Below are 25,095 nucleotides of genomic sequence, written 5' to 3'. Positions count from 1 at the left end.
GGAATTTAAAAAAGATGACTCCGGTAGAATACCGGAATCATCTAATCGCTGCTTAAATAGCAAGGTTGCTTTTATTAAACTGTCCAAAATTTAGGGCGCAGTTCAAGCTTTGGGTTCCCTCTTTTATTAATAAGGTAAGATATTAATTATAAATAGTTGCATGATTTGCATCATCATCTTCAATTTCTTGTTGGGCTACCATGTGACCATATTTCTCTTGAACTAATAATATGGATAATCCGGCAATTAAACACGGAATGGCAAACGCTAAGAAATTGAAATGAACAGGTAAATTTGAAGCTAATAGGAAGCCGCCGATTGCTGGTCCAAGCATCCCACCGATACGTCCAATTCCCAGTTCCCAACCAACACCTGTCGAGCGAATACCAGACGGATAATATTGGGATACATAAGAATTTGTATTAATTTGAGTACCTGTTGTAGTAGCACCCGCAATAAAGACCAGGATGTACAGTAGCACTTGATTTAGGCTAAAGCTTAATGCTGTCAGTGATAGGAACCCTAATGCGAAAAATAGAAGCAAGATTCGACGAGATCCGAATTTATCGCAAAGTTTCCCTGCAATAATCGCCCCCGTTACGCCACCCAAGTTCAACACAATTAAGAAAATTAAACTAGAACCTATTGGGTAACCCGCACTTTGCATGATTTTTGGCAGCCATGTACTTAAACCATACATTACTAATAAACACATAAAGGCTGCAATCCAAAACATCACTGTACTGAAACCACGCTTATTTGTAAATAATTTTCTTAAAGAAGAATCTGTATCATCTGACACATGCATCACCAATTCATCTGATTGTTTAAACTGATGCTTCGGATTGATGCGATTTAACGTATGAACTAATTTTTCTTTTTTATTTACCTTGATGTAATAGCTGTAAGATTCTGGCATTATTTTATATAAAAGCGGCAGTATTACGAGCGGGATACATGAGAGAAATACAACCCCACGCCATCCAAAGTTCGGCATAATAACTAAAGCACTAAGTGAAGCAATTATTCCACCAAAAGCATGTCCACTAAACATAATCGCTACTAAAGTACTTCTTAATTTTGCTGGTGCATACTCAGTTACGATTGCAATAAGGTTCGGCATTACTCCCCCAAGACCAACCCCAGCAATAAAACGTTGTACCCCAAACGATCCAGGACCATTAGCAAATCCTGAAGTAAAAGTGAAAAGCGAAAATAGAAGCGTACAAATCAAAATAACATTTTTCCGTCCAAATCGGTCAGCCAGTGGACCAAAAACAAGGGCCCCGATCATCATACCGAACAAGGCATAACTTCCTAGCTGGCCTCCCGTAACTGCATCCATTCCCCACTCTTCCATTAACGTCGGCATAATTGCCCCCAACATAAACATATCGTAACCATCAACAACAATGATAAAGATACATGAAAGAAGCAACGTTAAATGAAAGCGGTTAAATTTTTGACCATCAACAAACTCACTTACATTTATTTTCCCCATACTTTTCCCCTCCCCTTAGAATGAAACATATATGTGGTAATCAAATACCACAAATTACTAATAGTGAACAAAATACACTATTTATATATAAAATCATTTTAGAATATATTTTATCTCCTGGCAATAAATTTTTAGAAAATTTTTAACAAAGAATCAATTCACTATTCAAGTACTAAATTGGACTGATTGATGACCACTTCAAAAAAGTTGATGAAACATAAAAAGCATCTAATAAAATGGTAAAAACCAAAAAATCATTAAATGCTTATTAATTTTCCAGAATTTCTATATATGCTATTATTTTATTGTCTCTATCAAAAACTTTTTAATTTCTGGGCTATCAACATATGCCAATGCAATTTGATGACCTTTCTTAAAAGCCACGGTTGAACTCCACATATGCTGCATCCTGGTACAGATTTCAACTGCGATGAATATCCCTAGAATTTATTTTTAATTTAGTATTCCAGTAAGTTTTGTTTTCTCTGTGTTCCATGTACTTGCGAATATATTTATAGATTTTAGTGATAGTAAACAGGAGGAATCCTTACAATGACAATCGCATTGATTTGTTTTACTGTCCTTTTATTGTTGGGTGTACCAATCGCCTATGTCTTGGGAATGATTACAGTTATTTATATCTTTGCAACAGACAATATGGGACTTCTATTAACTGTCCCTCAACGATTATATTGGGGAATGGAAAACTACGGACTACTAGCAATTCCACTTTTTATGCTAGCCGGGGAGCTGATGAACTCAGGTATTATGAAGTTTGCTCAGGAGCTTCTATTGGTGAAATGTTCCGGAGTTATTCTCTTTATGGATACCAAGTCATAAATAACATTAGACTCACAAAGGTTAAACTTTTGGGTTTCTATTTATTAAAGATTGAATAAACAATAGGCTTATACATAAAAAAAGTCGCCTCATACATTCATGAGACCACTCCTCTTTACGCTATTTGTGAAAATCTTGGTTGCTCTGACTGGAAACCATTTTGTGCCATCAGCATTTGGTAGGTATAGCTTGATATCGCTTTAGTATACGTTTTTTCAAAAATTAAACTTTCAAAACTTCTATTAAGAGGCTTTATTGAATCTACTGGATTTGTCGTATTAGTTATCCACTCGAAAGAATTGAAATCGTCAAACTGTATAGAATTAAGTCGATTCACATTTTCTTCTTCGTCACCAGCAACCTCACCTGCTGATTGCAGTAAAGTTTCAGAGGCTTGTGTTAGAATATTAGTCTCTTCTTGTGATTTCATATCAACATTTATTTCATTTGTTGCATTAGAGTTAATCTTCTCGCCTTCCTCATCCAATAATGCTTGGTCCCTTTCAAAAAGTTCTTTATCCGTTTTTCCAGATAATAAATCCTCAAGAATCTTGAGCATCGGATTCTTATTTGCTTGGGTGTAAATAGCATTCTTTTTATAGGCGTCATTTGCTTCCTTCCGTTGCATTACACGCTTACGCTCTTCAAAATTATCATCATTTAGTATTAAACCTGATAATCTCATCCAAAATCACCCTATCACAGGAAAATAATAACATTGTATCCACTATTTTAATTTAAAATGTAATTTTCTACAAATACTTTGATTACTTTTTCATAAAATATGTTATAAATTCTTTGCAAAATAAAAAATGTGCAAAGCTCGAGACTTTGCACATTTTTTATATTACATTACATAGTGTTTATTTTCTAGAATGGTTTCAGCTATATTGACTGCGTGATCGCCTACACGCTCCAGGTTACTAATAATATCTGCATAGATGATGCCCGCTTGTCCTGAACATTCGCCTTGATTTAAACGAAGTATATGACCTTTGTGTAAAACTCTTTCTAATTCATCTATACGGTCTTCCTTACTCAACACTTCCCTAGCGAAGTCCTTGCTTTGCTTGTCTAATGCGAGTACCGCTAAACTTACAGTATCTACAACTAAATCATACATTTCCATTAGTTCCTGCATTGCTTCCTCACTAAAATTTACGTGATTAGCATCCTTCGCTTGTATTAATTCAACTAGTTTTTCGAAATGATCACCTACTCGTTCAATATCACGGATATTTTGGAATAGTGAATGATGCAATCTAGAATCATTCTCTGATAGTGATTCTTTTGATAACTGAAATAGGTAATCTGTTGTTACCCGCTCTACATTATTAATGGCTTCCTCGAGTTGGATGGTCATATTCACATGCTTATTTTCGCTTGTCAATAAATAATCCATCGACTCTTGAAGTCCGGATACAGCAAATTCCCCCATACGAACAACTTCTTCTTTTGCTTGTCCAAGTGCAATGGATGAAGATTGCCCGATTAAAGATTTATCTATGTATTTCGCACTGTATTCAACCATTGCATCCTCTCCACGAACTAATTTTGTTGCTAAATAGGCCAACAATCCAATTAGGGGCAGTTGAATCAGTGTATTAACGACATTGAAGGTACCATGTGCAAAGGCTATTTGCATTTTTTCTTCAAGACCTAGTGCAACAGTAATCCATTCAATATAGTTGATAAATACCGGTAAGAAAATCATAAAAATAATTGTACCAATCACGTTAAATAATACATGGGCAGCTGCTGCACGGCGCGCTGCTACAGAAGCTGCTAATGATGCTAAAACCGCAGTAATTGTAGTGCCAATATTATCTCCAAATAATACTGGCAGTGCCCCACCTAGAGGTATTAATCCTTCAGAATAAAGCCCTTGTAAAATCCCTACAGCTGCCGATGAAGATTGAACAATCAACGTAAAGACAGTTCCCGCAATAACTCCTAAGGTCGGATGTTCACTAAAATTAACAGTTAACTCCACAAACGCTTCCCAGTTTCGTAATGGTTTCATTCCATCGCCCATCATTTCAAGACCGATAAATAGACCTGCAAAACCAAAAAGAATTTGTCCAATATTTTGAATTCGATTTTGTTTAAAGAAGAACAATAGCACAGCACCTAATGCCATAATTGGATAAGAATAAGCACCTACATCAAATCCTATAATAAATGCTGTTACAGTAGTCCCAATATTGGCACCCATAATCACACCAATTGCCTGTCTTAATGTCATAAATCCAGCACTTACAACACCAACAATAATAACAGTTGTTCCTGAACTCGAATGAATCAATACGGTAACAACAATTCCGACTAACACGCCCATAACGGGGTTTGTCGTAAATCTATCTAAAATCTCGCGGAGTCTGTCACCAGCGGCTTTTTGAAGACCGTCCCCCATATACTTAATTGCAAATAAGAATAAACCTAGACCTCCAAGAAATTGGAAAATCATTGTCTGCCAATCCATCTATTTGTTCCATCCTTTCGATGCCATCGACACTAATTATTCCTAATACACGAGCGGATGTAAATGTTATTACAAAATTGAAATATAACATTTACAATTCCTTTACAATAGATAAACAAAACGTTCATATTTTTTATACTTGAAAAATCATAGTAGTATAATTGTAATTCCCTTCTACTTCTAAATTTCCCCTCGTTATTTTAACATCCCAATAGCGAAGGCTAGGTGACATGAATCGTGATATTCCGGAACATAAAAAAACAGTATCCAGAAGTTCTTCTAATCTGAGATACTGTTTAATATAAGTGTGTATTTATTTTTACAATACAATTATTCTAATCGAATTTCATGCCTTTTAGTAAATCTGCAAACGCATTATTAATTGGCTCTGCTTCTTTTTCTTGCTGCTTCATATATTTTTGCACACTTCGCTTATCTACTTTTCCGCCACCCTCTTTTTTGCGACGGGCTTCAAAAGCAGACAGTTTTTCACGGTAACCACATGTACATACGAAGATTTGACCTTCCCCTTCTCCACGCAGCTCAAGCTTTTTCTTGCATTGAGGACAACGAGCATTCGTCACACGGGAGACATTTTTTCGATGACCACAATCACGGTCCTGGCAAACAAGCATTTTCCCTTTTTTGCCATTCACCTCAAGCATTGGTTTGCCGCAATCAGGACAAGACTTGGTTGAGATATTGTCATGTTTGTATTTCTTATCGCTTCCTTTAATTTCTGAAACGATTTCTTTTGTATGTTCTTTCATCTCATTGATAAACGCATCTTTTTTTAACTTGCCTTTTGCAATCAGTTCAAGCTTTTGTTCCCACTCCGCCGTTGTTGCAGGTGAACGCAGCTCTTCAGGAACTAAATCAAGTAGCTGACGACCTTTGGAAGTAATATAGATTTCTTTGCCGCCACGTTTTTCAATTAGAAAAGTGTTAAATAGTTTTTCGATTATATCAGCTCGTGTTGCAACCGTTCCCAGTCCACCTGTGGATTTTAATGTATCGGCAAGCTTTTTATCGCCTGTTTCCAAATACTTCGTTGGGTTTTCCATGGCAGATAGTAATGTTGCTTCAGTAAATCGTGCTGGTGGTTTGGTTTGACCAGAAGTTTGGGCTATTAGTTTAGTCTTTAGCTCGTTCCCTTTTTCAATACGAGGAAGAAGCTGCTCTTTCACATCATCTGCTGTGTCATCATCATCAAAGCGATTTTCATATACTTCCTTCCAGCCTGCCTGAAGTACTGTTTTCCCTTTGGCAAGGAACTTCTCTCCAGCAATATCAGCTTGTACAGTTAATTGCTCGTATTCATGCGCCGGGAATAACACAGCTAAAAAACGCTTCACAACTAAATCATAAATCTTACGTTCTTTGTCCGAGAAAGCAGAATAGTTCACATATCCTTCTGTTGGGATAATTGCATGGTGATCACTTACCTTACTATCATCCACAAATGCTTTTGTAGGCTTAATCGGTTTATTTAATATCTTGTTAGTCAATGAACGATATTCCCCTATCCCACAAGCTTTTAAACGCTCCGGCAATGTGCTCACGATATCAGAAGATAAGAATCTTGAATCTGTACGAGGGTACGTTAACACTTTATGTTGCTCATACAGTTTTTGCATTAGATTTAATGTTTCTTTTGCAGAATAACCAAAGAATTTATTGGCATCACGTTGTAATTCTGTTAAGTCATAAAGGGCAGGAGCAAAGGATTTCTTTGCTTTACGGTCAAGTGAAACAACCTTTGCATTTTGATGACCAAGCGATTTTACAATTGCATCAAGTTTTTCCTTATTGAAGCTTCGGCTATTGCCATTTGAATCCTGCCACGTTAATTTAACAGAATCGGTTTGCGCTTCAATTCCGTAGTAGGTTTGTGGTTTGAAATGCTTAATTTCATCCTCGCGTGCCGCGATCATCGCTAAGGTAGGTGTTTGCACACGCCCGCAATTAAGCTGAGCATTAAAACGTGTTGTTAATGCACGAGTTGCATTTAATCCGATATACCAATCTGCTTCTGAACGCGCTACAGCAGCATGATATAAATTTTCATATTGCTTACCCGGCTTTAGATTTTGGAAACCATCCTTAATGGCTTTATCCGTTACAGAAGAGATCCACAAACGTTTAACCGGCTTTTTCACTTTTGCCTTTTCAATAATCCAGCGTGCAACTAATTCACCCTCACGGCCAGCATCCGTTGCGATAATGATTTCCTTAACATCTGCTCGATTAAGCTGTGCTTTTACCGAGCTAAATTGTTTTCCAGATTGTTTAATAACCGTCAGTTTTAGCTGATCTGGCAGCATCGGTAAATCTTCTAGATTCCATGTTTTATATTTCACATCGTAACTTTCTGGATCAGCTAGGGTTACTAAGTGCCCTAAAGCCCATGTCACAATATATTGTGAGCCCTCTAAATAGCCATTTCCTTTTTTATCACATTTCAATACACGTGCAATATCACGCGCAACTGATGGTTTTTCGGCGAGTACCAAGCTTTTTGCCATAATAAAAACATCCTTTCATTCAAATCCCTTTGTTTACTATAGCATAAGCTTTCGGGTTCATCATTCATTCGGCTAAAGAGTTTACTTTACATCCTCTCCAATAATGACCCTATAAAAATTAAAATGACTGTTCGCAAGTCCTGTCAGAGACTTTGAACAGCCATTCCTCATGATACTTATTGCGTCAATAATTCTAGATACTGGATAACTGGTTTAACCAATTGCGTCGCTGTTTTCCCTACTTTGCGATGGTCTTCCACAATCGAAACAGTTAAATAGCCCCCGTCATTTGCATCAAAAACGGCTATCAGGCTATTTTCAACTCCGCGTTCCCCTTGGGCTTTCTTTAATTCCGCTGTTCCCGTTTTAGCTGCAATATTGCCTACTCCATTTAATGCATGTGCTGTCCCGTCCCGAGCAGTGACAACTTCTACTAACATTGGTTTAATGGTATCTATCGTTTCTTTATTAAATACTTCTTTCGTTTTAACTTCAGAGTCTGCAATAAGGTTTGGATATGTTAATACTCCATCATTCGCCAGCAATGTATAGTTCGTGGCCATTTGGATGGGTGACATTAACAGCTGACCTTGTCCATAGGCTGTATCCGCTAGCAGGATTTCTGAACCAAATGACTCTTCATTGGAAATTTGAGCTGGTTCCATCGTTAATGGCAATTCATAGGATTCGCCAAAAGTAAGCTTATTTAAACCTTCACGGAAAGTCTCCTCCCCCATCTCTAAAGCTTCCTGAGCAAAATAGATATTATCGGACTTCACTAGAGCTGTTCTTAAATTCACACTGGCCGTTTCAGTTACACGGGAAATTCGATAATTCCCCCAAGATGTATCCTTTTGCCACTGCAGGCCTGAAATTTCATGTGTTTCATCTACTGTTGTGATACCTGACTCAAGACCTATAGATGCGGTAATTGGCTTGAAGGTTGAACCTGGTGCATAGCGAGTCGTCAATCGGCTAATGAACGGTTTTTCCTCATCATTGTTATATGCATCGTACTCGCTTTGCGAAATTCCTACAACGAATTGATTCGGATTGTAGGATGGTTTACTAACAAGTGCAAGTAAATTTCCGGTTTTTGGCTCCATGACAACTGTGGATCCTGCTGCATTTTCGAGTGCATCAAAAGCAGTTTGTTGCAAATTGGCATCAATGGTCACTTTGATTGTTTGTCCATCTTGCTTTTCTATCTTTTGAATGGTTGCTCTTTTTTCACCACTTGCCGTTTCAATGTAGATTTCTCCGCCATTTTGTCCACGTAATTCCTTCTCAAATGCGAGTTCCAGACCTGTACGGCCAATCACATCTCCGGCTTGTAAGGTAGGGTCTTTTTCAATATCTTCTGCATTTACTTCACCAACATATCCGGTGATGTGAGCTGCAGCTTCGCGCAATGGGTATGCGCGACTAGCTACCTGTTGATACTGAACCCCTTCAATTACTGGCGTATCTGCTCCATAGGGCAATGTTTTTAATGGTACAAAATGCTCATCCTGCACCCAACTTTGTCCTAGTTGACCCTCAACAAAGTCAACAGTTATCCCTAGTTGCTCTGCTATATTGGCAATTTTGTTTGTTCTGGTTTCCTCTTCACCTAACTCTTTTGGCACTACACCGGCCTGATAAGTCATTGTATTTAAGGCTAAAGGTGACTCATTCCGATCTACGATTTCCCCTCTACTTGCTTCATCGACTGTATAGCGAATTCTATCGTCAGAAAGCATGCCAGGAAATAGTAGTTCCGCAGTCCAATTCACTTTATAGTCCTTTTCGCTTTCAATGAGCTGCGTTTTATAATGTATTTCTGATATCGTTCCTAAAACCGTATCGAATGTAGCAATGTATTCGAATGTGTCTTCATCATTGATTTCATAATCAATCTCCATATTGGAAACACCAATACCGCCGAAAATAGCTTTGTATTTTTCAACGATGGATTCTTTTGTGTAACCTGCTTTTTCAAGGGAATCTGCTGTAACAAGCTGCGGAATTTCATCAAAGGATTGCTCTTTTAACATTGCAATCCATTCCTGTGCGACCTGTTCTTTTTTTTCCTGTATTTTTGCTTCATTCCATTGTTGATAGCCGAAAACAGAACCAACGGCTACGAATAATAGGGCGACTGCCCCTGCTATTAATATCCACTTTTTCTTCATGACACCACCCCTATTCAAATCCCAATCTATGATAAATAGTTAAATTCAGTTTAGCATATGGACTGGAATTTACTGCAGAAAAAGAAAAAAGAATTGAGTTTCTCTTAGAGTGACTCAATTCCAAAATTTAATAACTAAAATATTATTAAATATATATCAGCATTTTTCCTTAGTTTGACTTGAACAATAAACAAACTACTTACACTATTTGCTTTTCAGCAGAAATAGAATATAAAATCTTTCCTAATCGCATAATACCCTCTTCAATAACCTCAGGCGAAGAGTTCGTATAGTTTAAACGGAATGTATTGACGTTTGTTTTTTCCGTATAGAACGGATCTCCTGGGACGAAGGCTACTTTTTCTTTCATTGCTTTATCAAAGAAATCAAGAGCTGAAGTCCCCTCTTCTAATGTCACCCAAATGAACATCCCTCCATCTGGTTTTGTATACTTCACAGATGATGGGAAGTACTTTGCCATGGCATTCAGCATGGCATTTGCTTGCGTTTGATATAGGTCGATAATTTTCTTAACATGTAATTCTAAATCGTTATTTACTAAATAATCACAGAGTATCATTTGAGAGAAAATATTCGTGTGTAAATCCGTTGCTTGTTTTACAGTATTAATATGGTGCATTAACTCTTTATTTTTCGTTACTAAATACCCTAGTCGCATACCAGGTGTAACAATTTTCGAGAAGGACCCCAGCAATACGGAATTTTCCAATCTGCCAGCACCGATATAAGGCAATTTTTCACCATTCCAACGCAACTCGCCGTATGGATCATCTTCTACCAACACCACATCATACTTTTTCACCACTTCATAGATTGCTTCACGTTTTTCTTTAGAGTAGGTAATACCTGTTGGGTTGTGGAAATTTGGAACTGTGTAGATAAATTTGATATTCTTGTTTGTAGATAGTGTTTCTTCAAGCTGTTGTGCGTTTAAACCATCCTCTTCTAATGTTACTGAGTAAAATTGAGGTTCAGCTAAAGAAAATGCTTGAATTGCCCCTAAATACCCGGGCTCTTCCATAACAATGCCTTCCCGCTTATTGAGGAGTACTTGAGAAATAAGCTGTAATGCTTGTTGAGAGCCTGTCGTAATTAAAATATCCTCTGGATCAAATTCTAATCCGTAATCTTTTTTATATTTGTCTGCAATATATTGTCGTAAAGGTAAATATCCTTCAGTTGTTGAGTATTGGAATAATTTTGCCCCATTTTCTTCGATGGCATGATTAATCGAGTTCTGCAATTCTTCAATAGGAAAAGAGATTGGATTTGGTAATCCTCCTGCAAACGAAATGACGTCAGGTGCATCCGTCACCTTTAAAATATTTCTTATAAATGATGATGGTGTGTTTAAAATTTTATCAGAGTACTTCATAATAATTCCCTCTTTTTTACGATAGTCGCTGAACCGTTTAAACCATTCACCTAAGTGTTTAGATTAAAAAGAATCAGTGTTACACGATTTTATCAGACTATTTAAAAAATTTCAAAATAAATTTTAATCAATTTTGATAAATAGCTAAAAATTTTGATCTAGGAATGCAAAAATTTGCTCGAACTCTTTCTTTTACACAACCTAGAGATAGAAATATGCTAATTTTCGACTTTTGAGAGATTATCTATTCTTAACATAGGGATGGCAGTTAAAACTTTTCGCAAAAATATAGCGCTAAAGCCTTTTATCAGAGTTTAGATAACATTAAAACAAAAATAAGCCCAGCTCTTTTCATAAGAGCTGGACTGCCATTCTTTACTGGGAATCTGAATCTGAACCTGTATCTCCATCCCAATCACTATCGTAATTAGACTCTTCTTCAGTTTGCAGCTCACTTTCTTTGAGCCATAAATGATTTGTTACGGTTTCACCTAGGGAATTCGTATAATCAACTACGTAAACCGTTGTATCTTCTACTGTATCGACGGAACCTTCTGCACCTAACATCCCATCTTGGTGCTCAACATTAATAATGACATCTGAACCAACAACAATTTCTTCATCATCCACCCCAGAGATTTCTCCCTCTACAAACCACTTATGATTTTCTTCAAATGGATCTCCGTTTGTTGGCGTGTAAGATACAGAATAGACCGTTGTATCATAAGCACCTTTGACGGCGGCCATGGCACCTTCCATGCCGTCAGTATGACTTGCATTTACAACGACTCTGCTTCCTACTGGAAACTTGGGATTCTCTGATTCCTTTAACCCTTCCGGCAGCTGCCCCTCAGCATGACCTGCATGCTCTACAGATTCCTCGGTCGCTTCCTCCCCCACTTGTTTGTCCGTACCGTCAAGATTATTTGTCACATCTGCCCCAGCATCAGCGGGTTCTTCATCTTTATCTCCCCAACCACAAGCTGATAAAAGCAACACGGAAAGAAGTGTCATTGTAACTAATAATAATTTACTATCCATTTTCATAATCCTCCTAGTTTCTATAGCATTCAACTAGTTTAAGGATTGAACTTTCGTCAAAATTCTATTCATAAAAATGGTAAAACTTTAGAGATGAAGAACGAAACTGCGCGAGGATCTATTCAAAAAAAACGAGATGCTCATTGAACATCCCACTTTTTTGTAATTTTATTATTCAGTTCTACTTTTTGTAAACGTAATGCATTTAGTACGACGGATATGGAGCTAAATGCCATAGCCGCCCCAGCTAGCCAAGGTGCCAGCAGTCCTGCTGCAGCAATCGGAATACCTAAAGTATTATAGCCAAACGCCCAGAATAGGTTTTGTTTTATATTTGCCATCGTTTTATGACTCATAATAAGCGCATCCACTATACCATTCAAGTCACCACGAATAAGCGTGATATCCGCTGCTTCCATGGCTATATCCGTACCTGTTCCAATAGCCATTCCGATATTCGCTACTGCAAGGGCGGGTGCATCATTAATTCCATCTCCCACCATGGCAACCTTTCTGCCCAGTCCCTGAAGTTTCTTTACTTCTTCTGCTTTCCCCTCAGGCGAGAGCTCTGCAATAACACGTTGAATCCCTACCTGCTCCGCAATGGCATGGGCAGTTCGCTCATTATCACCTGTCATCATAATGACTTCAATTCCCATGTCATGCAGACGTTCAATGGCTTGCCTAGAAGTATTTTTAATCGTGTCGGCCACAGCTACCATGCCGGCGTATGCACCATCAATACTGGCAATCATAGCCGTTTTCCCTTCAGCTTCGAGTTTTTCCATAGTACTTAATACATGAGTAATTTCAATATTAGATTGATCCATTAATTTACGAGTTCCTACTAAGATTGCTCGCTGATTGACTGTTGCTTTTACACCATACCCTGGTATGGCTTTAAAATCGCGCACTTCCCTTAGTTTGATGCCCTCTTGTTCTATCCCTTTAATAATCGCATCTGCAAGTGGATGTTCGGATTGTTTTTCAGCTGAGCCTATAAAAGAAAGGAGCATTCGAACGTTCATGCCGTCTGCTACAATGACATCTGTTAAAACAGGTTTCCCATTTGTGACTGTTCCTGTTTTATCGACAACCACCGTATTAATATGATGGGTCTGTTCAAGGTGTTCCCCACCTTTAAAAAGAATACCTAATTCTGCTGCACGACCAGAGCCAGCCATAATAGATGTAGGTGTTGCAAGTCCCAATGCACACGGACAGGCAATAACGAGAACAGCAATTAAACATTCCAGTGCTTGTCCAAACTCTCCTGGAGTAATGAAGACTAACCAAACTATATACGTCATAATGGCAATTGCTATCACAACCGGGACAAAAATATCCGAAATTTTATCGGCTAGACGTTGGATGGGCGCTTTCGAACCTTGTGCATCTTCAACAACTTTAATAATCCGAGAAAGTGCTGTATCTCGTCCTACTTTTGTTGCGCGAATTGTAATAAAACCATTTTTATTGATTGTCGCTCCGAATACCATAGATCCAGCTTCCTTATCGATCGGCAGGCTCTCACCTGTTAACATCGACTCATCAACAGCAGTATTGCCTTCTATAATCTCTCCATCAATCGGAATTTTTTCTCCGGGTTTTATTAAAATAACATCGCCGGCTACTACATCTTCTATAAGAATTTCTTTTTCTAGTCCATTTCGAACAACTAATGCTGTTTTTGCCTGCAATCCCATTAATTTCCTAATAGCTTCAGATGAACGCCCTTTTGCTTTAGCTTCGAAAAGTTTTCCCAAAAGAATGAGTGTAATTAAAACTGCACTTGTTTCAAAATAGAGATGGGGGTGTTGAGGCTGCCCATTTGTTGTAACCGCTTGATACACACTATAAAAATAAGCAGCTGACGTACCCATCACGACAAGAACATCCATGTTCGCACTTTGGTCGCGTAATGCCTTATAGGCACTGACATAAAACTGCGCGCCTATGACGAATTGAACAGGTGTGGCCAAAGCCATTTGCACCCATGGACTCATTAGGATTTCCGGTACATAAATAAATGAAGTAAATGAAAAATGACCGACCATCGTCCATAAAAGAGGTAAAGAAAGAATCGCAGAAATGATAAATTTGCTCTGCTGTTTTCGAATCACTTCTTCACGATAATCGAACCCTTCCTGCTCATTTTCTTTAATATGTGCCCCGTAGCCCAATTTTTCTACACGGCTTATGATATCGGACATTGAAACTTGATTTGGATGAAACTCCACTGTTGCATTCTCAAGGGCTAAATTGACGTTGGCCAACGTTACACCGTCGATTTTATTAAGACCTTTTTCAATTCGCGTTGCACAGGCCGCACAAGTCATTCCCGTTATCGCAAATTCCTTTTTATCTTTCACCACGCCATAGCCTAATGCTTCAATCTTCTTTTCGAATTCCACTGCACTAACCTTCTCCGGGTCAAACTTTATTATCGATTTTTCCAAGGCTAAATTGACATTGGCTTCATTTACACCGGCAATTTTGTTTAGACCTTTTTCAATTCGCGTTGCACAGGCCGCACAAGTCATTCCCGTTATTTGCAAGCTTGTTTCTTTCAGCTCACTCGTCACTATGTTTCACCTACCTCTTTATACCAATTTAGGGGTATAACTTTATGACAAAGAGAGTGCTATCCTGGATCACTCTACTTTGATGCAATTTTATTTAACATCAAATGCTTGATCATTAATCGCTTCTTTAATCTGTGAAAGTGTAACTTCCTTTTTCATTGGCCAATTCCCCTTTTCATAAGAAATAGGGGTATAATCATGGTAAAAAATTAATCACAATTACTTTCTCATTAATTTTTGGATTGTAACTAAAAGTTCATCTAGGACCTCGTAATCACCAGCCGTTATTCTGTCTACTACACAACCTTTTAAATGCCCTTGCAAAAGAACTTTCGCAACACTGTTTAGTGCCGATTGAGTTGCCGAAAGTTGTGTAATGATATCATCACAATAAACATCTCGCTCAACCATCCCCTTGATGCCGCGGATTTGGCCTTCAATTCGATTCAGCCGATTTGTTAAGTCTTTCTTTATATGTTCTGGATGGTGACTTTTCCTGCACTGTTGCGTTTCCGTTAATTCTACACTCACTTTATCCAGGTTCATCAACTCCATTCTCTATACGATCGAAATTACCCTTATGGGGTATATTGATTACGTAGGAAACTTTCAAATCCATTTAGTATATGTATGAAAATCTTTTGCATGACTCATTTTTAGTTAAGTCACCTAATTGACTAACCTTCCAAGTAGGTTGACCATATATTAGCTAATGAATCTTTTTGAGTTACAGTTACATGATTTTAGGAGGCTAAAGAGAAGATGGATTTCATTCCCCAAGATTTAATGGTGAGATTTATTTTACCAGCAAGTCCAATAGAGCCAATAAAGGAAAGAAAATATACGCTCACTCACTCAGATGAGACGGGTCAATTGTTCTTGGATATTGGAATTGATTTTAATTATGAAGCAATTAATTTGGCATTACGTGATGAAGTCGTTGCACAGTGGCAAAATGATTGGCAGTACTGCTTGATGGGTAAAGTCTACGTAGATGGCGGAGAGTATACAGAGGAAGAAGCAAACAAACGTTACAATCAATTTATCAAACATTTAGATGAAGCCCTCAAAGCCATTGTTTTTGGGGACAGATTATTTTTGTCAAACTACCCATTACTCCTTGATGCACCAATCTATATCTTTTTTAGATCTAGTTACCCCCAATTTAGAAAGTTAGTTGATTATGGGACACCAAAACAATATTTGAATCAGTTTCAATATGAAATATAATGTTTCGTGGTTTTATAGATTAAATTCAGCTTCCTCCCATTGATTTTCCAGAACGTTCCGCTTAAAATTTTCTCTAAGGAAACATTATTGAAAGTATGCAAAGGGGTAAGAGCCAGTGATGGAATTTATTTTAGAGCTTGATCCACTTCTTCAAGTAACAATTGCCACCTTATTTACTTGGGGAATGACGGCATTAGGTGCTGCTTTGGTGTTTACAACCAAGACATTTAATCAAAAGTTTTTGGATAGTATGCTTGGCTTTGCTGGTGGTGTTATGATTGCCGCAAGCTTTTGGTCTCTTTTATCCCCTGCTTTAGAGATGGCTGAAGGTGGAAGTCTACCTGCTTGGCTTCCAGTTGCTATTGGATTTTTGCTAGGTGGAGAATTTATTTACCTAATTGATAAGCTGCTTCCCCATCTTCATCCGAATGCACCGCTAAATAGTGCAGAAGGGATACATCCAAAAAAGCGAAAAAGAAGTACTTTGCTCGTTCTTGCGATTACATTGCATAATATCCCAGAAGGCTTAGCCATCGGTGTTTCTTTTGGTGCAGTTGCCCTTGGCTCGCCTTCTGCCTCACTTGCAGGCGCTCTGGCTTTAGCCATCGGGATTGGTATTCAAAATATTCCTGAAGGCGCTGCAGTGTCAATGCCTTTACTTCGAGATGGACTTACAAGAAAAAAGAGCTTTCTCTTTGGTCAGTTCTCTGGTATGGTTGAGCCCATTTCTGCAATCATCGGCTTCATGGCTGTGGCATATATTGAACCGCTGTTGCCCTTCGCCTTGGCATTTGCAGCAGGTGCAATGATCTTTGTTGTTGCTGAAGAGGTCATTCCAAGCTCACAAGAGGAAGGAAATAAAGACCTTGCCGTGATGAGCTTAATGATTGGATTTACATTGATGATGATTCTAGACGTATCATTGGGTTGATAAAAAAATCCTTAGAAAAAATGCTTGGGGAGATTTAAATAGTCCCAAGCATTTTATATTTATAGAATGAATCTTGATTGGACCGTTAATTCATTTTTTACTTTGAATCAATTATCCTTTGTAATGGCCTTTTACGAGCCGGTTTCTCCTTTTTTTGAGCGGCTTTTTCATCGTTACGGGTTGCTTTTTCAACTTTACGAGCGGCTTCCCGATTTACGGGCGACTTTCTCATGTTTACGGGCGACTTTCACCTCTTTACGTGCGACTTTTTCAACTTTACGAGCGGCTTATCATTTTACGAGCGACTTTCTCATGTTTACGGGCGACTTTCACCTCTTTACGAGCGACTTTTTCAACTTTACGAGCGGCTTATCATTTTACGAGCGACTTTCTCATGTTTACGTGCGACTTTCTCCTCTTTACGAGCGACTTTTTCACCGTTACGAGCGGCTTCCCATTTTCCGAGCGACTTTCTCTTGTTTACGTGCGACTTTCTCCTCTTTACGAGCGGCTTCTCATTTTACGGGCGACTTTCACCTCTTTACGAGCGACTTCCCCCAAACCAGTACATTCCAACCTAGAATTCACCCTAAAAATGTTTTTTCCCACCAGATGAGTAATACCTCCACTCTAAAACTACTTCCGAAACTTGCCATATAGAAACGCAACAATAAAAAACGCCTCCAAGTTAAATTGGAGACGCCTGCTGTTAGGTGATTTTAAGCTTCCTCTTCATCCATGATTTCATCGAAGGCCGCTGACACTTTATCGAATTCTTCATCGCTTTCGATCGCGCTGAAGTCGCCATCAGCATCTACTTTTAAAAAGAAAACATCAATATCTTCTTCTGTTTCTTCTTTAATATCTTCTACAAAACCAACTGCTACATATTCGGTACCTTCCATATTGATTGAAGCAAGAACTTCAACTTCTAATTCCTCATCGTTCTCGTCGGTAATTGTAAAAACTTCTCCTACTTCGTGTTTTTCCATGAGCGTAGTCTCCTTTAATTTCATGCTTGAGTGTTTAGTTGACTTCCAATGTAGGGGGAATCATTCACCCTATAAAACAAACTTCCCTACACCCTATTATACCCTTAAGTTCCACAAAATGTCCGATATGGACGTTTTGATGTTTCCGGCAATGTACAATACTCTTCATAATCAGCTGAATAATCATATGGATCGGCTAAAGCTTCCAATAAACGCTCCAACACGCTCAAATCCCCATCATTTACTGCTGCATCCAAGGCCTCTTCTACCCGGTGATTACGTGGTATGACAGATGGGTTGCTAGTTTTCATTAACTCTGTTGATTCTTCAACAGTTTGTTCTTGTCTACTACGTCTCTGCTCCCACTTTTGTAGCCATTTATCAAACTCTTCTTTCCCGTGAAGCGGAGAATTTTCATATTGGCCAATTGTTAATGCCCGGAACGTATTTGTATAGTCAGCTCGATTTTTTTGCATGATGTCGAGCAGTTCATCTGCCAGCTCTTTGTCTTGCTCTTCTTCATCAAACAATCCTAATTTTGCTCTCATTCCATCAAGCCAGTTCTTCTCATATTGATCCATATATTGAGAAATTTGACCTTGGGCTATTTCGATCGCTTTTTCCTCATCGTCATCCAATAAAGGAACAAGCGTTTCTGCAAAACGAGCTAAATTCCATAGGCCCATTTTTGGTTGATTGCCATATGCATAACGGCCCTTTGTATCAATGGAACTAAATACGGTTTCTGGGTTATAGGTATCCATGAAAGCACAAGGTCCAAAATCAATTGATTCTCCACTAATGGCCATATTATCTGTATTCATGACACCATGAATAAAGCCTACAAGCTGCCACTTGGCAATTAACTCGGCTTGTTTCCGAATGACTTCTTGAAGTAAATATAGGTATTGGTTATCACTATTTGGAATATCTGTATAGTGACGGATGATTGTATAACTTGCCAACGATTGTAGATCTTCATAACTACCCCAATTAGCAACGAATTGGAAAGTCCCCACGCGAATATGACTGGAAGCAACACGTGTTAATATTGCACCAGGTAAATCAGTTTCTCGAATGATTTTCTGCCCTGTGGAAACAACAGCTAAACTACGAGTAGTTGGAATCCCTAATCCATGCATCGCTTCACTGATAATATATTCTCTAAGCATTGGTCCAAGTGCTGCTCGGCCATCTCCACCGCGAGAAAAAGGCGTTCTTCCTGCACCCTTTAATTGGATATCAAATCGTTCGTTCTCTGGGGTGATTTGCTCTCCATAAAGAACTGCTCGACCATCTCCAAGCATCGTGAAGTAACCAAATTGATGTCCAGCATAGGCTTGGGCCATAGGAAATGATCCTGCTGGAGCTTTATTTCCGGCCAGGATTTGCACCCCTTCTTCACTTTGCAGCTCATCACTACTTAAACCTAATTCTTTAGCAAGTGGTTCATTAAATATCACGATTTTCGGGTTACTTACCGGATGCAAACCGACACTTGCATAAAAAGTGTCCGAAAGCCTTGCATAACTATTATCAAAATTCCATCCAAATCCCATAGTATCCTCTTCTCTCTTTTATTGACTATTTCTAGCCTAGGTAGTTGTATTATACTTATCACGAATTCCTGTTTGAAAAACCTGTTATTACAAAGCAGGTAACACAAGCAATTGCTGCAACAATACTTGCAAGAGATAAACCAGCACTCTCATGAAAGTATCTTCTCCTGGATAATATGGCTCAATTCTCGCATACATATATACAAATAATATCGTTAATCCGAAATAAAAACTGCTGCCGATACTGTAAGTACGATTTGTTCCTTTTTTGGACTGCTCCAAGCTTTACTAAAAACAATCCAAAGCCTAAGAACCACTGCAATCATCACAATAAAAAAACAGCGTCAACCCATATAAGATACCCAAGCAAACAATAAACAAAATTGCATTTACTAAAAGTAACATAATTCCGGACAAATAACTTTTTGAAACCATTGTAATTTTTGCAGGGCGAAGTGGCGAAAACCGTCAACAATTCAAAAGCCCATTCATTAATAATTGATGTAACCACGGTATTCGCCAAATGAAGTATTTTATGCATGGCAAAAGAGCAGTCAGTAGTGATGACTGCTCTTTTGCCATTAATAAAACTAAAGAAGCCCTTAAACTATTAATATTCTTTTAAAAAATTAAAAAAAACGGAGAAATAGAATGATATTTACTATAATTTTGGGTAATGGAGAAATACAATAAGTACCAAATAACTTATTGTATAACTACTTAAAAGGAGGCATTTTTTTGAGAAAACATATCACCCTATTGCTAGTATTCATTCTATCATTTTCTCTTCTCTCTCCCCCTGGATCAGATGCAGATGTCCTGGAAAAAGGGAATGCAAACACTAACAAAGAACGAGTCATTGTGTTATTTAAAGAAAAAGCGGATAAGCGATTAATATCCAATGCCAAAGGTCAAATTCATCGCGAGTATAAGGCGGTTCCGGCTTTAGCAGTAACAGTTCCTTCAACTGCAATTAAAGGTCTGCAAAAAAATCCAAATGTTATTGCCGTGGAAAGAGATGCCACTGTAAAAATCTCAACCCAAACCCAAGACTGGGGGATTCCGCGCATTAATGCTCCCAAAACATGGTCAGGCGGTATAACAGGGAAAGGAATAAAAGTTGCCGTTGTTGATACTGGAATCGCCGCTCATGACGATTTATCGATTGCAGGCGGAGTCTCCTTCACTAGTTATACTCCTTCTTATCAAGATGATAACGGTCATGGCACACATGCCGCAGGAATCATTGGGGCCAAAAATAACACCATTGGAACTGTTGGCGTTGCGCCGGATGCAAGCCTTTATGCAGTAAAAGCCTTGGATGCCAATGGCAGCGGTTACCTATCCGATATTATTGCAGGAATTGATTGGTCCATCAATAATAAAATGAATATCATCAATTTGAGTTTAGGGACGCCAACCGGGTCATTAACTTTGAAAGAAACAGTAGATCGTGCTTACAACCAAGGAATTTTAGTAGTGGCTGCCGCCGGCAATAGTGGAACAGTCGATGGTGCGGGGGATACAATCAATTACCCTGCTTATTATGATTCAACGATTGCGGTTGCTGCAACCAACAACTTAGATTCAAGAGCTTCCTTTTCATCAACAGGCACTGCAGTGGATGTAGCGGCTCCAGGGGAACGCATCTTAAGTACTTATATTGGAAATCAGTATGTTTATATGAGTGGTACATCAATGGCTGCCCCTTATGTTTCGGGTAATTTAGCATTATTAAAACAAGCTAATCCAACGCTTTCAGCTGCAGAATTACGTTCAAAATTAGAAAAAGGTACGTTGGATATAGGGGTTGTTGGAAAAGATGCATACTTTGGTTTTGGTTTAATTCAGGCACCTATCGTTTCGACGAATAACACAACACCAGTGTCACTAAAGATCAACACAACACTAACTACCAATAAAACATCATATCTTGCCGGGGAAACAGTCTCCATTTACACAAAAGCGGTGGATACCAATGGAAGTGCCCTTTCCAATGCAACTGTAACCCTTACGATTACTTCGCCAACAGGCGGAACAACCAGTGTAAAAGCGCAGACAGATTCGAATGGTATGATTACATGCAACATGTCAACCACAAGATATACGACAAAAGGGACATATAAAGTGAAGGCAGAAACAACGAAACTCAATTACACAAGCAGTTCAGCTACAACTTCGTTCCAAATTCGATAAAAAACTGTTAAAAAAACGCTCGGCCTCTTCGGGGTCGAGTTTCTTTTTACTCCGTTATCTAAGGAAATTAAAAATGGAGAATATTGGAGAGTTCATTTAAGTGGCAGACAAAAAATTACCTCCACCATGCCAGGATGTAACCTAGATGATGACGGTTGATTGCGATATTAATTTTTATACATTGAAAATTTAGAGGTGAATTTTCGTTTGAGTTGCTTACATTCGTCTTGTATTCAGGTATAAAGCGGAACGGTGTATGATATTGTTCATAGAATATCTAACACAGGTCTCTTGTTTTTCTTGTTCTACTTTCTTCTTTTAAATTGAGAATATTTGGAATATAATCTATAATTTAACTATAAATATGAGTTGAATATTCTTCCATCAAACAAATTTCGGGAAAAAAATAGTATAACCCCTAAAAAAATCCTTTTGTTAGAAGGAGAAACTTATATGTATATATTGAAGAAATATGTCCTGATACTTGGCGGATTTGGGTTAACCTACCTTGGAAACTGGATTTATTTAGTTGCCCTAAATCTATTAGTCCTTAACTTAACGAATTCTGCATTAGCCGTCGCGGGGATTTTTATCATTGGACCGATTGCCCGTAGTTTAACAAATATTATAGCAGGGTCAATAATTGATAGAACTAATAAACGAAATTTAATGATTGTTACAGACATATTTAGAGGTATCACTGTATTTTTCATGCCTTTTATGGACTCAATTTGGATAATCTACACATTATTATTTTTGACTAATGTAGCTGGCTGTTTCTTTGGTCCAAGTAGTATTTTTTATATTACAAAATATGTTCCTCTAGAAGAACGTAAGCAATTTAACGCAATAATGGGTACATTTAGATCAAGCGCATTTCTGATTGGTCCTGCTTTAGCAGGTATATTAATTATGAGTATAGATACTACTTGGACAATATGGATTAATAGTTTTTCATTTTTCATTTGTGCACTTGCGATTTCTAGATTACCTAATTTAGAAGCGAATAATCCGCAAACTTTAAAACATATTAACTTCAAAATAATAAAAGATGATTTAAAAATAACTTTTTCCTTTATTAAAACAAATACCGTGTTTTTTAAGGTTTTTGTAGTATTTCAAATTACACAAATGTTGTTATTTGCCCTAGATTCTCAAGAAGTTACCTTTATTAAAAAGGATTTATCTCTTTCAGATACCATTTATGGTTTTTTAGTTAGTATAGCAGGAATCGGCTCAATTTTAGGTGGGGTAGTTGCAGCAACGTTGACCAATAAACTATCACTTAGACAATATTTAGGAATAGGTTTGTTTTTAACAACCACATTCTATACAGCGTTTTACACTTCGTTTAACGTGTTAACCGCTGCAATCTCATTTATTTTACTTGGTTTCTTCATGGCATTTGCCAATACTGGTTATACAACATTTTATCAAAATAATGTACCCCCAGAAATAATGGGCCGATTCGGTAGTATTGATTCAATTTTCCAAAGTGTAATTCAAGTACTGTTTACCTTACTTCTAGGAGCTTTTGCTGAAGTATTTACATTGAAATTAGCGGCCATTAGTTTTGGTGTATTTAGTATTTTACTTTCGTCTTATCTATGCTTTGTTATTTTTTCAGAACGAGCTAGTATAATTATTCGAGAATCGAGGGGACAATCATGATTTACTATGAAACAGTGTGTATTAGTTGCAGAAAAAAATTCAAAATAATTGAAGGTACTAGGAAATATCAGCTTTATAAAAAGAATATGAATGGTTTATTTTGGTTGTGATGATTGTGACGATAAAATATATTCAGAGGCACGTAAAAATTTTCTCTCAAAATTATAGTTTTTAATGATCTTCCTGCATTACTATATTGACTACTCAAACACATACTTGTCTTTTACGATTAAAACACCTATAAAAAGAAGAAAATCAAATAAAACTTTCCGATAACAAAAAAAATAATGCATCCCTATATTAGAAGTTCCATCCCACCATTTCCCTCTTTCTATGTATTTACTTAAAAAAGATACATTTTTCCTACTATAAAACGTTTACATAAATTAAATAATAAATTTATATTTATTTTACCACTTTTGTGATAAGATATTGCTCGATGTTAGAAAAATACATTTCGGCCAATTCTAATCGAGATGAAGTTTTTCTAAGCAGAAATCTCAAAAGAAAGAGGAAAATGAATGAGTGAAACCCTTAAAAAGCCTGCTGAAAAACTCAGCTTATTCCATTTAACTTGGCCAATTTTTTTAGAAGTTTTCTTATTTATGTTAATGGGGCTAGCCGATACCTTTATGTTAAGTGCCGTTTCAGATGATGCGGTTTCAGGTGTAGGTACAGCCAATCAATATATACATATAGCAATCTTAATATTAGAAGTAGTCGGAAATGGTGCTGCGATTGTTGTCTCCCAGTATCTTGGATCACGTCGATATTTTGAAGCAGCTAAAATTTCAGCATTAGCGGTTACTTTAAACCTATGCGTCGGACTTGTCATGTCGGTCGTTTTTATTTTGTCATCAAATCAATTAATGAAGATGATGAATTTACAAGGTGCAGTGCTTGAGCATGCACAGAGCTATTTAATTATTGTAGGTGGAGGAATCTTCCTTCAGGCAATCATTAATTCACTAGCAGCAATCATCCGCGTGCATGGGTGGACGAAGCAAACAATGTATGTTTCTCTAGGAATGAACGTATTCCACGTAGCTGCGAACTATGTTTTGATTTTCGGTAATTTTGGTGCACCAGAGCTTGGTGTGCAAGGTGCCGCGATTTCTTCTGTAGTCAGCCGTTTACTTGCGGTATTCGTGTTCTTATGGCTGCTCTATCAAGCTTTAGAAATAAAAATAAAATTCGAGTACTACATCACCTTTTCAAAAGAATATGTGAAAAAAATCTTATCTATTGGAATACCCAGTGCCCTAGAGCAAATTTTGTACCAGCTATGTCAAATTATCTTCTTATATTATGTGACATATCTTGGTGCAGAAGCATTAGCCGCAAGACAATATGCAAATAACATCTCCATGTTTACGTATTTGTTTGCTATTGCCATCGGAATGGGGACTTCAATTATTACCGGTCGTTTGGTCGGTTCAGGAGAAAAAGATGCTGCTTATAAACAGCTGTGGTTCAGTGTGAAAGCAGCACTTATTTTTACCACTGTCGTTGCAGCTCTTGTAACAATATTCCGTGCCCCTTTAATGAGTCTATTTACAGACAATCCAGAGGTTATTAAATTTGGTGCTTCAGTGCTGCTATTAAGTCTGCTATTAGAAACTGGACGCACGGTTAACATCACGATCATTAACTCGTTGCGGGCTTCCGGGGATGCAAGATTCCCAGTAATAATCGGGTTCTTGTCAATGGTTTGTATGAGTGTACCATTAGGTTATTTATTGGTTTTCGTTTTCGATTTGGGCTTGGTTGGAGTTTGGCTTGCAATTGCAGCAGATGAATGGACTCGAGCAATTATCATGCTATTTAGATGGAAAAGTCGTAAATGGGAGCACCATGCTCTTGTTTCTCCATCTTCACCTGAGGAAGAAATTGAAATTGAGCTTAAAGAAACACCTGTACTTCCCTAAGAGCAAAATAAAAATAAAAATGGATCTCCTACTAATGCGAGATC

General features: G+C 37.8%; 17 protein-coding genes. 6 read left to right on the top strand and 11 right to left on the bottom strand.

Annotated features, from left to right (window positions below; translation table 11 throughout):
* Positions 1 to 142: 142 nt before the first annotated feature.
* Positions 143 to 1,501: an MFS transporter gene (locus ACFQU5_RS11625; protein WP_390287922.1), complete on the bottom strand. Its 1,359-nt coding sequence runs from the start codon at positions 1,499 to 1,501 to the stop codon at positions 143 to 145.
* Between the two features lie 552 nt (positions 1,502 to 2,053).
* Between ACFQU5_RS11625 and ACFQU5_RS11620 the strand changes: the two genes are divergently transcribed.
* The gene (locus ACFQU5_RS11620; RefSeq protein WP_390287920.1) at positions 2,054 to 2,341 is read left to right on the top strand and encodes a TRAP transporter large permease subunit; all 288 of its coding nucleotides are present in this window, start codon (positions 2,054 to 2,056) and stop codon (positions 2,339 to 2,341) included.
* A 115-nt stretch (positions 2,342 to 2,456) separates the two neighbouring features.
* On the opposite strand, the gene ACFQU5_RS11615 is transcribed toward ACFQU5_RS11620, so the two are convergent.
* The 8 genes from ACFQU5_RS11615 to ACFQU5_RS11580 form a co-directional block, all read right to left on the bottom strand.
* Positions 2,457 to 3,026: a hypothetical protein gene (locus ACFQU5_RS11615; protein WP_390287918.1), complete on the bottom strand. Its 570-nt coding sequence runs from the start codon at positions 3,024 to 3,026 to the stop codon at positions 2,457 to 2,459.
* Between the two features lie 162 nt (positions 3,027 to 3,188).
* Positions 3,189 to 4,823, bottom strand: coding sequence for a Na/Pi cotransporter family protein (locus ACFQU5_RS11610; protein WP_390287916.1), 1,635 nt, complete (start codon positions 4,821 to 4,823; stop codon positions 3,189 to 3,191).
* A gap of 335 nt (positions 4,824 to 5,158) precedes the next feature.
* Complete coding sequence (locus ACFQU5_RS11605; protein WP_390287914.1) at positions 5,159 to 7,348, bottom strand: DNA topoisomerase III; 2,190 nt, start codon at positions 7,346 to 7,348, stop codon at positions 5,159 to 5,161.
* 176 nt (positions 7,349 to 7,524) lie between these two features.
* On the bottom strand, positions 7,525 to 9,522 hold the full coding sequence (pbp4, locus tag ACFQU5_RS11600) for a penicillin-binding protein PBP4(5) (RefSeq protein ID WP_390287912.1): 1,998 nt from the start codon (positions 9,520 to 9,522) through the stop codon (positions 7,525 to 7,527).
* Positions 9,523 to 9,721: 199 nt separating this feature from the next.
* Positions 9,722 to 10,918 (bottom strand): aminotransferase-like domain-containing protein, encoded by a 1,197-nt coding sequence (locus ACFQU5_RS11595; RefSeq protein ID WP_390287910.1) that lies wholly within the window; start codon positions 10,916 to 10,918, stop codon positions 9,722 to 9,724.
* A 375-nt stretch (positions 10,919 to 11,293) separates the two neighbouring features.
* Positions 11,294 to 11,959, bottom strand: a complete 666-nt coding sequence (locus ACFQU5_RS11590) for a YdhK family protein (protein ID WP_390287908.1) — start codon at positions 11,957 to 11,959, stop codon at positions 11,294 to 11,296.
* Between the two features lie 140 nt (positions 11,960 to 12,099).
* A complete protein-coding gene (locus ACFQU5_RS11585; RefSeq protein ID WP_390287906.1) occupies positions 12,100 to 14,544 on the bottom strand; it encodes a heavy metal translocating P-type ATPase in 2,445 nt (814 codons plus the stop codon).
* 219 nt (positions 14,545 to 14,763) lie between these two features.
* On the bottom strand, positions 14,764 to 15,090 hold the full coding sequence (locus ACFQU5_RS11580) for a metal-sensing transcriptional repressor (protein WP_390287904.1): 327 nt from the start codon (positions 15,088 to 15,090) through the stop codon (positions 14,764 to 14,766).
* 216 nt (positions 15,091 to 15,306) lie between these two features.
* On the opposite strand from ACFQU5_RS11580, the gene ACFQU5_RS11575 reads away from it, so the two are divergent.
* Positions 15,307 to 15,774: a staygreen family protein gene (locus ACFQU5_RS11575; RefSeq protein WP_390287902.1), complete on the top strand. Its 468-nt coding sequence runs from the start codon at positions 15,307 to 15,309 to the stop codon at positions 15,772 to 15,774.
* A 118-nt stretch (positions 15,775 to 15,892) separates the two neighbouring features.
* Complete coding sequence (locus ACFQU5_RS11570) at positions 15,893 to 16,705, top strand: ZIP family metal transporter (protein ID WP_390287954.1); 813 nt, start codon at positions 15,893 to 15,895, stop codon at positions 16,703 to 16,705.
* A 719-nt stretch (positions 16,706 to 17,424) separates the two neighbouring features.
* Here the strand turns inward: ACFQU5_RS11570 and ACFQU5_RS11565 are convergent.
* Both ACFQU5_RS11565 and ACFQU5_RS11560 read right to left on the bottom strand, forming a co-directional pair.
* The gene (locus tag ACFQU5_RS11565; protein ID WP_390287900.1) at positions 17,425 to 17,697 is read right to left on the bottom strand and encodes a DUF1292 domain-containing protein; all 273 of its coding nucleotides are present in this window, start codon (positions 17,695 to 17,697) and stop codon (positions 17,425 to 17,427) included.
* 104 nt (positions 17,698 to 17,801) lie between these two features.
* The gene (locus ACFQU5_RS11560) at positions 17,802 to 19,256 is read right to left on the bottom strand and encodes a protein adenylyltransferase SelO (RefSeq protein WP_390287898.1); all 1,455 of its coding nucleotides are present in this window, start codon (positions 19,254 to 19,256) and stop codon (positions 17,802 to 17,804) included.
* Between the two features lie 738 nt (positions 19,257 to 19,994).
* Here ACFQU5_RS11560 and ACFQU5_RS11555 point away from each other — a divergent pair.
* The 3 genes from ACFQU5_RS11555 (at position 19,995) to ACFQU5_RS11545 (ending at position 25,051) form a co-directional block, all read left to right on the top strand.
* Complete coding sequence (locus tag ACFQU5_RS11555; protein ID WP_390287896.1) at positions 19,995 to 21,452, top strand: S8 family peptidase; 1,458 nt, start codon at positions 19,995 to 19,997, stop codon at positions 21,450 to 21,452.
* 453 nt (positions 21,453 to 21,905) lie between these two features.
* Positions 21,906 to 23,123, top strand: a complete 1,218-nt coding sequence (locus ACFQU5_RS11550; protein ID WP_390287894.1) for an MFS transporter — start codon at positions 21,906 to 21,908, stop codon at positions 23,121 to 23,123.
* A gap of 521 nt (positions 23,124 to 23,644) precedes the next feature.
* Positions 23,645 to 25,051 carry an MATE family efflux transporter gene (locus ACFQU5_RS11545; RefSeq protein WP_390287892.1) on the top strand — a complete coding sequence of 469 codons (1,407 nt, stop codon included), beginning with the start codon at positions 23,645 to 23,647 and terminating at the stop codon, positions 25,049 to 25,051.
* Positions 25,052 to 25,095 lie beyond the last annotated feature (44 nt).

It is taken from the genome of Ureibacillus sp. GCM10028918 (assembly GCF_042666115.1).
GTDB lineage: Bacteria > Bacillota > Bacilli > Bacillales_A > Planococcaceae > Ureibacillus.
Note: the sequence above shows the minus strand (reverse complement) of the source record. Positions and strands in the feature narration are given on the sequence as shown.

Excerpts from the sequence above, each read along its gene's own strand:
- ACFQU5_RS11545 (WP_390287892.1), top strand. The coding sequence starts at position 23,645 with ATGAGTGAAACCCTTAAAAAGCCTGCTGAAAAACTCAGCTTATTCCAT.
- ACFQU5_RS11590 (WP_390287908.1), bottom strand. The coding sequence starts at position 11,959 with ATGGATAGTAAATTATTATTAGTTACAATGACACTTCTTTCCGTGTTG.
- ACFQU5_RS11595 (WP_390287910.1), bottom strand. The coding sequence starts at position 10,918 with ATGAAGTACTCTGATAAAATTTTAAACACACCATCATCATTTATAAGA.
- ACFQU5_RS11560 (WP_390287898.1), bottom strand. The coding sequence starts at position 19,256 with ATGGGATTTGGATGGAATTTTGATAATAGTTATGCAAGGCTTTCGGAC.
- ACFQU5_RS11570 (WP_390287954.1), top strand. The coding sequence starts at position 15,893 with ATGGAATTTATTTTAGAGCTTGATCCACTTCTTCAAGTAACAATTGCC.
- ACFQU5_RS11620 (WP_390287920.1), top strand. The coding sequence starts at position 2,054 with ATGACAATCGCATTGATTTGTTTTACTGTCCTTTTATTGTTGGGTGTA.
- ACFQU5_RS11550 (WP_390287894.1), top strand. The coding sequence starts at position 21,906 with ATGTATATATTGAAGAAATATGTCCTGATACTTGGCGGATTTGGGTTA.
- ACFQU5_RS11625 (WP_390287922.1), bottom strand. The coding sequence starts at position 1,501 with ATGGGGAAAATAAATGTAAGTGAGTTTGTTGATGGTCAAAAATTTAAC.
- ACFQU5_RS11610 (WP_390287916.1), bottom strand. The coding sequence starts at position 4,823 with ATGGATTGGCAGACAATGATTTTCCAATTTCTTGGAGGTCTAGGTTTA.
- pbp4 (WP_390287912.1), bottom strand. The coding sequence starts at position 9,522 with ATGAAGAAAAAGTGGATATTAATAGCAGGGGCAGTCGCCCTATTATTC.
- ACFQU5_RS11565 (WP_390287900.1), bottom strand. The coding sequence starts at position 17,697 with ATGGAAAAACACGAAGTAGGAGAAGTTTTTACAATTACCGACGAGAAC.
- ACFQU5_RS11575 (WP_390287902.1), top strand. The coding sequence starts at position 15,307 with ATGGATTTCATTCCCCAAGATTTAATGGTGAGATTTATTTTACCAGCA.
- ACFQU5_RS11605 (WP_390287914.1), bottom strand. The coding sequence starts at position 7,348 with ATGGCAAAAAGCTTGGTACTCGCCGAAAAACCATCAGTTGCGCGTGAT.
- ACFQU5_RS11615 (WP_390287918.1), bottom strand. The coding sequence starts at position 3,026 with ATGAGATTATCAGGTTTAATACTAAATGATGATAATTTTGAAGAGCGT.
- ACFQU5_RS11580 (WP_390287904.1), bottom strand. The coding sequence starts at position 15,090 with ATGAACCTGGATAAAGTGAGTGTAGAATTAACGGAAACGCAACAGTGC.